General features: G+C 42.6%; 11 protein-coding genes. 7 read left to right on the top strand and 4 right to left on the bottom strand.

What is annotated here, in order from left to right; genetic code table 11:
• The first annotated feature begins 64 nt into the window (after positions 1-64).
• Positions 65-1,741, top strand: a complete 1,677-nt coding sequence (gene recN, locus A4G13_RS01535) for a DNA repair protein RecN (protein WP_090654684.1) — start codon at positions 65-67, stop codon at positions 1,739-1,741.
• Positions 1,742-1,888: 147 nt separating this feature from the next.
• On the opposite strand, the gene A4G13_RS01530 is transcribed toward recN, so the two are convergent.
• Positions 1,889-2,506, bottom strand: a complete 618-nt coding sequence (locus tag A4G13_RS01530; RefSeq protein ID WP_090654681.1) for an OmpW family outer membrane protein — start codon at positions 2,504-2,506, stop codon at positions 1,889-1,891.
• Between the two features lie 227 nt (positions 2,507-2,733).
• Here A4G13_RS01530 and A4G13_RS01525 point away from each other — a divergent pair, with 227 nt between their 5' ends.
• From A4G13_RS01525 to A4G13_RS01510, 4 genes are read left to right on the top strand one after another with little or no spacing between them, the layout of a single operon-like run.
• On the top strand, positions 2,734-3,510 hold the full coding sequence (locus A4G13_RS01525; RefSeq protein WP_090654679.1) for a YciC family protein: 777 nt from the start codon (positions 2,734-2,736) through the stop codon (positions 3,508-3,510).
• A 1-nt stretch (position 3,511) separates the two neighbouring features.
• On the top strand, positions 3,512-4,054 hold the full coding sequence (locus tag A4G13_RS01520; protein ID WP_011199916.1) for a septation protein A: 543 nt from the start codon (positions 3,512-3,514) through the stop codon (positions 4,052-4,054).
• An 8-nt stretch (positions 4,055-4,062) separates the two neighbouring features.
• Positions 4,063-4,527 carry an acyl-CoA thioester hydrolase YciA gene (gene yciA / locus A4G13_RS01515; protein WP_011199915.1) on the top strand — a complete coding sequence of 155 codons (465 nt, stop codon included), beginning with the start codon at positions 4,063-4,065 and terminating at the stop codon, positions 4,525-4,527.
• Positions 4,528-4,530: 3 nt separating this feature from the next.
• Positions 4,531-4,812 carry a YciI family protein gene (locus tag A4G13_RS01510; protein ID WP_090654776.1) on the top strand — a complete coding sequence of 94 codons (282 nt, stop codon included), beginning with the start codon at positions 4,531-4,533 and terminating at the stop codon, positions 4,810-4,812.
• A 165-nt stretch (positions 4,813-4,977) separates the two neighbouring features.
• Here A4G13_RS01510 and der read toward each other — a convergent pair whose 3' ends face one another.
• The 3 genes from der to A4G13_RS01495 all read right to left on the bottom strand — a co-directional run bounded on the left by der (position 4,978) and on the right by A4G13_RS01495 (position 11,396).
• Positions 4,978-6,501 carry a ribosome biogenesis GTPase Der gene (gene der, locus A4G13_RS01505; RefSeq protein ID WP_090654677.1) on the bottom strand — a complete coding sequence of 508 codons (1,524 nt, stop codon included), beginning with the start codon at positions 6,499-6,501 and terminating at the stop codon, positions 4,978-4,980.
• Between the two features lie 252 nt (positions 6,502-6,753).
• Entirely contained in the window at positions 6,754-9,561 is a 2,808-nt protein-coding gene (gene fdhF / locus A4G13_RS01500; RefSeq protein ID WP_011199911.1) for a formate dehydrogenase subunit alpha, read from the bottom strand.
• Positions 9,558-11,396, bottom strand: a complete 1,839-nt coding sequence (locus A4G13_RS01495; protein WP_090654675.1) for an NAD(P)-binding protein — start codon at positions 11,394-11,396, stop codon at positions 9,558-9,560. The genes fdhF and A4G13_RS01495 overlap by 4 nt, the downstream gene beginning before the upstream one ends.
• Positions 11,397-11,644: 248 nt before the next feature.
• Here A4G13_RS01495 and A4G13_RS01490 point away from each other — a divergent pair, with 248 nt between their 5' ends.
• A complete protein-coding gene (locus A4G13_RS01490) occupies positions 11,645-13,579 on the top strand; it encodes a DNA topoisomerase III (RefSeq protein ID WP_090654673.1) in 1,935 nt (644 codons plus the stop codon).
• Between the two features lie 113 nt (positions 13,580-13,692).
• Positions 13,693-14,034 carry a preprotein translocase subunit SecG gene (gene secG, locus A4G13_RS01485; RefSeq protein ID WP_011199908.1) on the top strand — a complete coding sequence of 114 codons (342 nt, stop codon included), beginning with the start codon at positions 13,693-13,695 and terminating at the stop codon, positions 14,032-14,034.
• Positions 14,035-14,045: the final 11 nt, after the last annotated feature.

Raw genomic sequence — 14,045 nt, 5'->3', positions numbered from 1 at the left:
ATAATCTCTTTACTGTATAAAAAAACATAATTATACTGACAATTATACAGTTAAGGAGATTGCTATGCTGACTCAACTCACAATTAACAATTTTGCTATTGTTCGCCATTTAAATATTGAATTATCCGAAGGCATGTCCGTTATTACCGGTGAAACCGGCGCCGGCAAATCTATTGCAATAGACGCCCTGGGGCTTTGCCTGGGTCAACGCACTGAAGCGGCAATGCTGCGCGAAGGGCAGGAACGCGCCGAAGTTTGCGCGACATTCCAACTAAAAGCGGATAGTCCTGCCGCCCGCTGGTTAACGGATCATGAGTTGCAGGATCAGGATAATCCCGAAGAATGTATTTTACGCCGTTTGGTTAATCAGGACGGGCGCTCCAAAGCTTTTATCAACAATACGCCGGTATCCGCCTCTCAATTAAAAGAATTCGGGCAGTATCTTGTGCATATCAATGGTCAGCACGCTTCTCAATTGCTGTTGAAAAACGATTTTCAATTACAGGCGCTAGATAATTTTTGTGCCCATAACCATTTGCTTGAACAAATGAAAACGGATTATCTTAATTGGAAAGAACTGCAATCTCAGGTGAAAACCTTTAATCAGAAATGTGTCGAAAACGAAGCAAAAAAACAACTTCTGCAATATCAGGTAAATGAATTGGACGAGTTTAATTTGCGCCCGAACGAATATCAGGAATTAGAAGAGGAACAACGCCGTTTATCCAATAGCGAGCAATTGACCCAACTTTCCCAATCCGTATTACAGATTCTAACTGAAAACGAGACCGTTAACGTTGACAGCCTGCTCTATCGCACGACTCAGCATTTAGAAGATTTAGCCGAATTAGACACCCGTTACGTTGACGCGCAGGCATTATTACAAGAAGCGCTAATTCAAGTACAGGAAGCGGCTTCCGAAATTCAGCATTTATCCGCCAATATTGAAGAGGACCCTCAGGTTTTACGGGAAATTGAGCAACGGATGAATCAGGCGGTACAACTCGCCCGAAAACATAACGTAAAACCGGAAGAATTAACTCAATTGCACAAACAATTAAAATTGGAACTCAACCAATTAGTGGATTTTTCCGAAAGTGAAAACGAATTGCTAGCTCAAGAACAACAGGCTTATGAAAAAATGTCGGCATCTGCAACAAAACTTCATCAAAGCCGCCGACAAGGTGCGGAAAAACTGGCTAAACAGGTAACAAAATCCGTCAAACAATTAGCAATGGAAAATGCGGAATTTTTCATTAATCTGACTGCAGATTACAGCAAAATTTCAGTAAACGGAGCGGATAATGTCATATTTAATCTGCAAAGCAACTTGGGTCAATCGCCGCAACCTTTAGCAAAAATTGCCTCAGGTGGCGAACTGTCCCGAATCGCATTGGCAATCCAAGTACTGACTTCGGATAAAACGGCGATCCCGACTTTAATTTTCGATGAAATTGATGTAGGAATCAGTGGTGCGACGGCAAGCGTAGTAGGCAAATTATTACGTAAGTTAGGTCATAGTTGTCAGGTCTTGTGCGTAACTCATTTACCTCAGGTTGCCTGCAACGGTCATCATCATTTTATGGTAGAAAAATCAACCGTTGAAGGCAAAACTGAAACAAAAATGACCGCACTTTCATCACAACAAAGAATCAAAGCCCTAGCCAAATTATTGGGCGGTCAACATATTACGGACTCGGTACTGGCAAATGCACAGGAAATGTTAGCATTGGTGAGCTAATGCTTTAAGCCATCCTCATTTAAAAAAGTAGCGATAAAATCTATTAAAAAAATAAGGGCAGTTAATTTGATAACTGCCCTGTTATTAACCAAGTTTATAATCGTAGGATAAATGTCCGACTCTTTATAATAAATCTTTGCTAACCCCTTAGAAACGGTAACCTACACCTAAGAAGAAAATCGTCGGATCGAGTGTAACTTTATTTTCCTGTGCAACGCCGCCTACTTTAAATGTCGCCTTACTTTTAATTTTGGCATAGTACATTGCGGCATTTACGTAGAAATTATCCGTCACATTAATATCAAGCCCGATATTCGTGATTAAGCCCCAGGAATCTTTTAATTTAAGGTCGGTTACGCCGTTTAATACTTCTTTTTCATCAAAGAACGTGGTGTAATTCACACCGGCACCAACATAAGGACGAACAGGCGAATTTTTATCCAAGAAATAATATTGCGCATATAAACTCGGCGGCAAATGCTTTGTTTTACCCACTAAAGTATTACCCAATTTAATTTCGTGACTAAAAGGTGTTGCCGCCAATAATTCCACACCGATATTATCGGTCACCATATAAGTTGCCGTTAACCCCAATTGCGCATTGGAATTCACATCTAATCCGCTCCATGCCGGATTTGAATTCTCTACATCAGGAACAACTAATGCTCCCCCCGCGCGGATTAGCACATCACCGGCACTATGCGCCATCACCGTACCGCTTATTAATGCAGCTGAAATTCCTAGAACTAATGCTAATTTTTTCATAATGGTATCCTTAAAACATAAAAAAACTTAAAAAAAATGTGCCTATTTAAGACAAAATGAATATACCAATAATAGGTTAGAAAGAATGTGATCAATATCAAAATTTATAAAATTTATTTATTTTATTTAATTTGATGTTAATCAAAATTCACTATTTTTATGAAATTAGCAGCAAAATAGGTATAATGCTAATTCTCATTTATATTCGGAAACAGATAGGTTCATAAATGACAATTAATTTTCAACAAATTTTGCAGGATAGTTGGAATTTCATCAGAAACCAACGGAAATTTACGCTGATGCTGACGCTTACTTTTTGTCTGGTGACACTGATACTGAATATTTTCGGTTCATCACTGTTTCAATCAGTCACAGAAACGGCTATCAACGAACCTATTGATAAAAATGAACTTTCGACTATGATGCAGCGCGTACAAAGCGGTAACTTTTTATTATTATATGTAGTGAACCAGTTCATTACTCTATTGCTTTCTACCTGGGGAATTTTAAGCATTCACCAAATCAGCCGGCGCCAGTCCGTCGATTACATGCAAACGGCGAAATCAACATTAGGGTTAATTTTTGGAGTAATTATTCTGAATATTCTGATTGCCTTACCGTTAATGGGCGGTTTAATCAATATTATTCCGGCGGCAATTAATCCGGCGGCCGCTTCAGCCGGCATTATCGGATTCGCATTGATGATTTTCGGCGTCTATGTCTATGTGCGCCTTTGTCTTGCGCCTATCCACTATACCGTCAGCAAAACAAATATTTTTGCCTCACTTCAACAAACCTGGCAACTGGGAAATAAACGTACAAGTACATTATTTTTATACTGCTTGCTCGTTTATTTTATCGTACCCTTTATTGCGCAACAGGTTGCTTTTTTAGCGAATAATACGTTTCTGAATATCATTACAACCTTGATAATTTCATTTTTAAGCGTATTTACTTTAGTAGTGACTTACCGCTTCTATATTTTATTTACCCAAAAGGCATAATATGAAACAACTTCTTGAATTCATTCCTTTAATTCTCTTTTTTGTAGTTTATAAATTAGCCGGCATCCGGGAGGCTGCGATCGCGCTAATCATTGCGACAATCTTCCAAATGCTCATATTAAAATTAAAATACGGCAAAATTGAAAAACAGCAAATCATCATGGGAATCGCCGTTGTTTTCTTTGGTACGTTAACGGCATATTTTAATAAAGTGGAATATCTGCAATGGAAAGTCACTATTGTATATGCGCTATTTGCATTGATTCTTTTAATCAGTCAATACGGCTTTAAAAAACCGCTTATAGAAAAATTACTCGGCAAAGAAATTCAGTTGCCGGAAAAAATATGGAATAAGTTAAACTTAGCTTGGGCGGGCTTTTTTATTCTTTGTATGTTAATTAATATCTACATCAGCCAATATTGTTCGGAAGAAGTTTGGGTGGATTTCAAATCCTTCGGCATTATCGCTATGACATTTATTGCAACCTTATTCACCGGCATTTATGTTTACCGCTATTTGCCGAAAGACGATCAAAATAAATAGGTTTTACCATGACTGACAAAACTAACATAATAAGAGAACCCGAAGGTTCATTGATTCTGCGCACATTAGCTATGCCTTCCGACACCAATGCCAACGGCGATATATTTGGCGGCTGGATTATGTCACAAATGGATATGGGCGGTGCTATTTTAGCCAAAGAAATAGGTAAAGGCAGAGTGGTCACGGTTTGCGTAGATAAAATGACGTTCCTACGCCCTATTTCCGTGGGTGATGTAGTTTGTTGCTATGGTAAATTAGTGAAAATCGGGCGCTCTTCCATGCAAGTCAAGGTGGAAGTTTGGATCAAAAAAGTTTACGATGGCGTTCGTGATCGTCATTGCGTAACCGAAGCGCTTTTTACTTATGTCGCTATTGATAAAGAGGGCAAACCGAGAGCCGTACCTCGAGAAGACAATCCCGAATTGGAACAGGCTTTAGCATTACTCAACAACCACACTACAGAGGAAAACTAAATGATGTACTACGTTATTTTTGCACAAGATAAACCAAACACACTTGAAAAACGTCTGGAAGTTCGCCCGCAACATTTAGCCCGTTTAGAACAATTAAAAACGGAAGGCCGTTTGCTCACCGCCGGTCCGAATCCCAGCGAAGACAGCAAAAGCGTAACAGGTTCCACCGTTATCGCTCAATTCGACTCATTAGCCGAGGCTCAAGCCTGGGCACAACAAGATCCTTATGTTGATGCCGGCGTTTATGGCGAGGTTATCATTAAACCTTTTAACAAAGTGTTCTAGTTTCTATTCATCATTATTCAGAAAAAGAAAATCCCCATTAGCGATTACCGCTCAATGGGGATTTTTTATATCAGATTCTTTTATTCGTATAGTCTTTCAATTAGATTACGGCTTCATTTTTCCCTTTATAAAAATTCTTAAATTTCGACCGCACTTTTAAAACAACTAACGTTTTGATTTCTTAATGAATTTCATTAAACGTTTACGTTTACGCAATTGGTTCGGCGTTAATTTATTACGTTTACCGGCAAACGGGTTACTGCCTTCCTGGAATTGCAAACGAATCGGCGAACCGACAATTTTTAAACTGCGACGATAATAATTCGATAAATAACGTTTATAACTATCCGGCAATTTATCAATTTTGTTACCGTGAATCACGATAATCGGCGGGTTATAGCCGCCCGGGTGAGCAAACTTCAATTTAATCCGGCGACCGTTTATCATAGGCGGTTGATGTTCATCCGTTGCCATTTGCAATAAACGGGTTAACATTGAGGTAGTCATTTTCTTGGTTGCACAGGCATAAGCTTCCTGCACGGAATCAAATAAATTCCCCACTCCGCTGCCATGTAAGGCGGAAATAAAATGGACGCGGGCAAAATCAATAAAATCCAGACGGCGGTCCAGCTCGGATTTTACTTGGTCTTTTGTATATTGACTCAATCCGTCCCACTTATTTACCACGATAACCAAAGAACGACCGGCATTCAGAATGAAGCCAAGCAACGATAAATCCTGATCCGAAATACCTTCGCGGGCATCAACGGTTAATAACACCACATTGGCATCCTGAATGGCTTGCAATGTTTTAATAACGGAGAATTTTTCAACGGACAAATGTACTTTCCCGCGTTTGCGCACGCCGGCGGTATCAATAATGGTATATTGCTGACCGTCGCGCTCCATCGGAATATACACGCTGTCGCGGGTTGTGCCCGGCAAATCATAAACCACTACGCGATCTTCGCCTAAAATACGGTTTGTCAGCGTAGATTTACCCACATTCGGACGACCGACAATAGCAATTTTTATATTCTTATTTTCAGGTTCTTCATTTTCTTCTGCGAGAGCCTCATCCAAAAGTTCGGCATCTTCTTCCGAATTAAAGTCAAACTCATGTTCCCATTCGTCTTTTTCCTGTTCGGAATTTTCATCATTTTCGACCGCACTTTCATCCGCCTTCATTTTTTCAGCTAACGGCGCCAGCACGTCTTCCATTAACTGGGTTACGCCACGGCCTTGCGACGCCGCAATTTGCGCTATTTCACCCAAACCTAACTGATAAAACTCGGCACAATGAGAATCCGCATCAATACCGTCGGTTTTATTTGCCACCACAACGGTGGTCTTATTCTGACGCTGACGTAAATATTGCGCGATACCTATATCCGCAGGCGTTAATCCGGCACGGGCATCAACCAAAAAAAGCACCACATCCGCTTCTTCAATGGCAAGTAACGATTGCTCCGCCATCTTTTCCTCAACGCCTTCTTCCGTACCGTCAATACCGCCGGTATCGATCACAATAAAATCATAACCGGAAATATTCGCATGACCGTATTTTCGGTCGCGGGTTAACCCCGGAAAGTCCGCCACCAATGCATCGCGAGTACGAGTTAAGCGGTTAAATAATGTTGATTTACCTACATTCGGACGACCAACAAGGGCAACAACAGGAGTTGTCATAGAAACCTCTAATAATAAAAAGAATGTGTAAATAAGGTCTGTTTATCTTTTATAAACAGACTCTATACACGAAAATGGCATGCATTATAGCTGATTTTCCACAAGATGAAAAATACAAAGGAAGAAACATAAAAGTGCGGTCAAAAAACGGGAATTTTCAACAAAAAACCTGAAAATAAAAGAAGATCAAACTCAATCCGGCCAAAGCCCTCATGAAATTTGATCTTCCTTGTTTTACTTGCTATTCAGGTGTTATCTGACCAACTTGGCAATGGATTTATCCATTTTTTTACGCCATTGTGCCGCCACCATTTTTTGCGTGATATATTTACCTTTCATATTAAAAGCTTCGTCTTCAGGCAGCTTTTCTATGCGACAAGCACAGACTTTATATTCCGGAATCCGGGCAAATTGATCCAATGCCGCATTTGTCAGCCAGTTACAGTTACCGTCAGCAAAATGGAACGGCATCCAAGTTTCACCTTCATTAGTTTTATCCGAAACCCGCGCTTCCGTTGTAATAGTGCCGCGGCGGGAAGTCACTCTTACCCGTTCACCGTTTTCAATATTTAAACGTTTCGCATCGGCGCTATTAATTTCAATAAACGAATGCCCCGCAATTTCCATTAAACCTTCAGTACGACCGGTCATCGCTCTGGTGTTGTAATGATATAAAATACGTCCGGTAGTCAGCATCATCGGATATTGCGCATCAGGCAATTCCTTCGCCGGCGTATAAACGGTCGGATAGAATAAACCTAATCCGCGCGCAAATTTACCGACGTGCATAATCGGCGTACCCGGGTGATATTGATCCGTACAAGGCCATTGCAGAGACTGAGTCGGTTCTTTTTCCAACCGTTCATAACTAATACCGCGGAAAGACGGCGTGACCGACGCCATTTCGTCAAAAATTTCCGAGGCGGTTAAATTCGGTTGGTTATAGCCCATACGGCGCATTAATTCGCAGATAATGTCCGTATCAAGACGGCTGTTGCCAGGTAATGTGATAGCTTTGCGTACCCGCTGCACACGGCGTTCCGTATTCGAAAAAGTACCGTCTTTTTCGGCATAAGAACGACCCGGCAACACCACATCGGCAAGTAATGCGGTTTCCGTCATAAATAGTTCCTGCACCACTAAGAAATCCAAAGATTTCAATGCATTAATCACATGATTTGTATCCGGATCAGTCACTACCGGATCTTCACCGCAAATATATAAGCCTTTAATTTTACCTTTAATTGCGGCAGGGAATACATCCGTTGCATGTAAACCGATATGTGCCGGTAATTTAACGCCCCATGCTTTTTCAAATTTCGCACGGATTTCCGGATCTTTAACCGATTGATAGCCGGGATACTGATTCGGTGAGGCACCCATATCGCAGGCTCCCTGCACGTTATTCTGACCGCGCAACGGATTCACGCCGCAGCCTTCGCGACCGATTTTACCCACCATCATCGCCATATTAGACATGGACATTACACCTTCCGTACCGGTGGAATGCTCCGTGACGCCTAAACAATAAATGATCGGCGCTTTTTTTGCCGTCGCGTAAATTCTTGCCGCCGCCCGTAAATCGTCGGCATCAATACCACAGATTTCCGCTACATATTCCGGCGTATAATCTTTGACGATCTTTTTCAATTCTTTAAAGCCTTCCGTATGTTCGGCAATAAATTTTTCGTCAATCAAGCCTTCCTTGATAAAGATGTGACACATACCGTTAGCAAAGGCGATATTTGTTCCCGGACGTAATTTTAAATGAATATCCGCTTGTTTGGTTAAACCGATGTCACGCGGGTCCACAACAATTAATTTGGTTCCATTGCGCACCGCTTCACGAATCTGCATACCGATAACCGGGTGAGCTTCTTCCGGATTTGAACCGACCAATAAAATAGCATCGACGTCATGAGTGATGTCATAAATCGGGTTGGTCATGGCTCCCGAACCTAAGGTTCTTGCCAGCCCTTCGACGGAAGCGGAATGGCAAACCCGGGCACAGTTGTCGGTATTATTGGTGCCAAAACAGGTACGTACCATTTTTTGTACCATATAAATATCTTCATTCGGTGATCTCGAACAGGCGAATCCGGCCAATGAATCACCGCCGTATTGGCGTTTTAAGGTCATAAATTTCGACGCCACAAGATCCAAGGCTTCATCCCAGCTTGCTTTTCTGAATTTACCCGTTGCTCGGTCTTTAATTAACGGATCCGTTAAGCGATCGCCGGACATTACGAATTTATAAGAACCGAACCGCCCTTTCACGCATAATCTTCCGCCGTTAGACGGGCCGTCTACCCCTTCTGCACCCACTAATTTATTATCTTTCACTAATAAATCGTATTGGCAGCCTACCGCACAATGCGGACAGGTGGTTCGAACGCGTTGGATCTCCCAACTGCGGTAAGATTTTGCTTCTTTTTTATAAATTGCGCCGGTCGGGCAGGCTTCCGCACAGTTACCGCAGGATTCGCATGTGGTTTCTTTCCAATCTTTACCGAACGGCGTTTCTATGGCGCGGAATATCCCCCTCGAGGCCAGTTTAATGGAGCTGCAACCGCTGACATTAGCACAGGTATTGATACAGCGCTGACAATGAATACACAGATCAGGGCGATAGCCCAAGAACGGATTATCTTCCACGTGCGGCACTTCAATACCCGGCAAACGGAAATTAGGAAAACTGGACTCACTGATTCCACATTGATGGGCAACATTTTGCAATTCACAGGCCCCGTTTGACGGACAAGAGAAACAAATTAAATTGTGGTGGGATAAAATTAAATCCAGCGCCATACGACGAGACTTGACCACTTTATCCGTTTGCGTACGGATAACCATACCCTCCTGAGCAAGCGTGTTGCAAGAAGTCGGCAATTTCTCGAAACCTTCAACTTCCACCACGCAAACCCGACAAGATCCGATATCGCTGACATCTTTTAAATAGCACAGGGTAGGAATATTAATACCTACGGATTTTGCCGCTTCAAGAATGGTTGTTCCTTCGTCAACCCGAACATCGAATCCGTCAATTTTTAAATTAATCATAGGTCACGTCCTCCCTGTAATACACCGCAGCCAAAATGATCGCAACGTAAACAACGTTCCGCTTCTTGCATTGCTTCTTCATAAGTATATGGATTTTCTACATGTTCAAAGTCACATTTACGGATATAAGCCGGCCGTTCCGTGGTGTTGGCTCGCCCCACCTGAATACGAACGTTTTCTTTTGGCGGCGGCGCTTTGGTCTCGCAGGGAAATTCATGATGATAACCAAGATATTCGTCAATGTTATGAGCGGCGACTTTACCGGCGGCAATCGCCTTAATCGCCGTTGCCGGACCCGTTGCACAGTCACCGCCGACAAAAACTCCGTCCATATCCGGTACCGCGGTAGTTAAATCAGCCTGGAATATGCCGCGATTTGCCGGTATACCGAATTCTTCAAACGGCAAACTAATAATGTCCTGTCCTACGGCTATTAAAATCACATCACAGCCGATGGTAAACGGCGGTTTTTTCACCGCTACCGGACTTGGACGACCGCCATGATCATAAGGACCGGTCATTTGCGGCTGAACGGTTAAACCGGTACAGTTGCCCTGCTCATCTTTTTCGATTGCGACAGGTGCGGCTAAGGTAATCAGTTCAATACCTTCCATGATTGCCGCTTCAATTTCCGCATGTAATGCGGTCATATCATCCTGACGACGGCGATAAACAATACGTACGTCTTTAGCTTTGCAACGCACCGCTGAACGTGCGGCATCCATCGCCACGTTTCCGCCGCCGATAACCACTACGACTTTATCCGTATAATCAGGGATTTTTCCGTTGCCGATATCATCCAGCATTTCTACCGCGGAAAACACATTATTGGCTTCCGAGCCTTTAATACGTAAAGTTTTGCCTTTTTGTGCACCTATTCCTACAAACATTGCATCATGGCTGTTATAAATATCTTCAATTGCAATATCGTCGCCTACCATCACGCCGTATTTTACCTCAATACGACCGGCGGAAAGAATGGCGTTAAGGTCCTGATCCAAACGATCTTTCGGGAAACGATAATTAGGAATACCGTAACGCAACATACCACCTAGCGCTTTTTGACGTTCATAAATAGTGACTCTATGGCCCATTTGTGCCAAGAAATAGGCACAGGTTAAGCCCGCCGGTCCGCCGCCGATTACGGCGACCTTTTTGCCGGTATCAGGCAATGCCTGCGGCACCTTGACAACATCGGCGGCAACCTGATCCACCGCATATTTTTTCAAACCGCGAATATTAATGGCATCATCAATCAAACGACGGCGGCAACGCTCTTCGCAAGGATGCTCGCAAACCAACCCGCAAGCCGTCGGCAGCGGATTATCTTTACGGATTAAATTAATCGCCTCGGCATAATTACCGTCACCGATATGGGCGATATAACCCGGAATATCCACATGAGCCGGACACATATTGATACAAGGAATGCGTTGTCCTATAACTTTTTGACAGGATTTATTATGAATATGGCTTTCATATTCCTCTTTAAATTCTTCAATGCTGTCCAAAATTTCAATAGCCGGTTGATAACCGATAGCGCAATCAGAACCGTCGCGGATCATTTCGGCCAGCTCGCGGATTTGACGCATGGTCGAATCGTCGCCTTCGCCCGCTAAAATATCACGCAATAAAAACGATAAATGCGGAATACCGTCGCGACAAGGCACGCATTTACCGCAAGTCTGGCTCATTGATGAACGTAATGAAGCATATTGCACTACTAAAGGACAGGTACCGGGCGGAAAACTTCTGACTTTATTGACAAATTTATCAACCAATTCGCCAATTTTGACATCATAGTTATCTGCCGGCGCAAGAAAGAATTTTGCCATAACAAATCACTCCGAATGTATTTAGGATATGTTTATCTTTTATAAACATACCCCTAACGTAAAACGATCAAAAAGCTAATAAAAAATAAACGAATCATCTATATCATGAAAACTTTCTCGCTGTAAATATCCGCAAGAAAAATATGCTTTTGTCTTGATCAATATCAGAAAAATTTATGCGTCTTTGAATAGCGACAAAAGTGCGGTAAAATCCGCCGCACTTTTATCATCATGAGATTTCTTCTTTTATGCGATTATTTGTAGCGGAAAAACCCAGCCTTGCCCGAGCGATAGCAGATGTTTTGCCTAAGCCCCATCAGCGTGGCGACGGTTTTATCAAATGCGGGGAAAATGATTGCGTAACCTGGTGTGTCGGGCATTTATTGGAACAAGCGGAACCCGACGCATACAATCCCATGTTTAAACAATGGCGTTTGGAACATTTGCCCATTGTGCCTAAAAAATGGCGGCTCATTCCCCGCAAAGAAGTAGCGAAACAGTTAAAAACCGTTGAAAATCTGATTCATCAGGCGGATCAACTGGTCAATGCGGGCGACCCGGACAGAGAAGGGCAATTACTGGTTGACGAAGTATTTAATTATGCCAATCTCAGCATAGATAAACGTAACGCCATTCAGCGTTGTCTGGTTAGTGATTTGAATCCGGCTGCGGTGGGAAAAGCGGTAAAAAAATTACAGCCGAATACGAATTTTATCCCGCTTGCCACCTCCGCCCTTGCCCGCGCCAGAGCGGATTGGCTCTATGGCATTAATATGACGCGCGCTTACACAATTCGCGGTCGCCAAGCAGGTTACAACGGTGTACTTTCGGTAGGGCGAGTTCAAACGCCCGTGTTGGGGCTTATTGTGCGCCGTGATTTGGAAATCGAAAATTTTCAGCCGAAAGATTTCTTCGAGGTATTAGCCCATATTCAAACGGAAGACGAAACTCCGCAAAAATTCACCGCACTTTGGCAACCAAGCAAAGCCTGCGAAGACTATCAGGATGATGACGGTCGAGTACTTTCCCTCGGCTTAACCGAAAACGTTGTAAAACGGATTACCGGGCAACCTGCCGAAGTCACCGAATATACGGACAAACGCGAAAAAGAAACCGCACCGTTGCCCTATTCGCTTTCCGCCTTGCAAATTGATGCGGCGAAGCGTTTTGCCATGTCGGCGCAAGATGTGCTCGATACCTGTCAGCGTTTATATGAAACCCACAAATTAATTACCTACCCGCGTTCCGACTGCCGCTATTTACCGAATGAGCATTTTGCCGAGCGAATGCCGGTATTGAATGCGATATCAACGCATTGTAAAGAATATCAACCTTTGCCTGAAGTACTGAATACAGAGCAAAAAAATCGTTGTTGGAATGATAAAAAAGTAGAAGCCCACCATGCGATCATCCCTACGGCAAACAATCGCCCGGTAAATCTAAATTTACAAGAACTGAATATCTATACGTTAATCGCACGTCAATATCTCATGCAGTTTTGTCCCGATGCGGAATACCGTAAAAGTAAAATCAGCCTAAAAATTACCGGCGGAAATTTCGTCGCTCAGGCGCGCAATTTACAAATTGCAGGTTGGAAAGAATTATTAGGCAAAGAAGATGAAAACGAACAACTTGAGCCGCCGCTTCCTATAGTCAAAAAAGGACAGCAACTATTTTGTGAAAAAGGCGAAGTCATCAGTAAAAAAACGCAACCGCCTAAACCTTTTACCGATGCGACATTGTTATCGGCAATGACGGGTATTGCGCGTTTCGTACAAGATAAAGAACTTAAAAAAATCTTACGAGAAACCGACGGATTGGGCACGGAAGCAACCCGGGCGGGTATCATCGAATTATTATTCAAACGGGGATTTCTTTATAAAAAAGGACGCAACATTCATAGCTCCGAAGCCGGAAGAATTTTAATTCAGGCATTGCCCGACATGGCAACCCAGCCGGATATGACGGCGCAATGGGAAGCACAACTTGACGGCATCAGCCGCAAACAGGCGAGCTATCAACAATTTATGGCGACACTGACCGAACTTTTGCCCGAATTAGTGCAATTTGTAAATTTTTCCGCCTTACGAAAATTAAGCGCCGTAGCGAACAATCCTAAGCCGAAAAACTTTAAAAAGAAGGCCAAAATCGCGCAATCGACAGAAACAAAAAAAGAAGTCTAAATTTAAAGCAATTAATCCGGATTTAGATAAAATCACTTGCGAGATTTTTGAAAATCCGCTAGTATTTGTACGTTTTATTTTATTGCATATAGCAAAGAAGAGAAAAGTTTATAATGTATCAAGTTCTGTTAATCGTATATCTATTAGTTTCAATTGCTTTGATCGGTTTTATCCTTGTTCAGCAAGGTAAAGGCGCGGATGCGGGCGCATCATTCGGTGGCGGCGCATCAGGTACGGTATTCGGTTCAGCCGGTTCTGCAAACTTTTTATCTCGTACGACCGCAATTTTAGCCACGATTTTCTTTGTGATAAGCCTTGTGATTGGCAATATTAACTCTCACAAAAACAATGTACAACAAGGTACGTTTGACGACTTATCTCAGGCTGCCGAACAAATTCAACAAAAAACCGTACCGGCGCCGGTAGAAAATAAAAACGCGGATATTCCTCAATAAAAAATAAATTT

The sequence above is a fragment of the Basfia succiniciproducens genome, from assembly GCF_011455875.1.
GTDB lineage: Bacteria > Pseudomonadota > Gammaproteobacteria > Enterobacterales > Pasteurellaceae > Basfia > Basfia succiniciproducens.
This window is presented reverse-complemented; position numbering and strand designations above follow the sequence as displayed.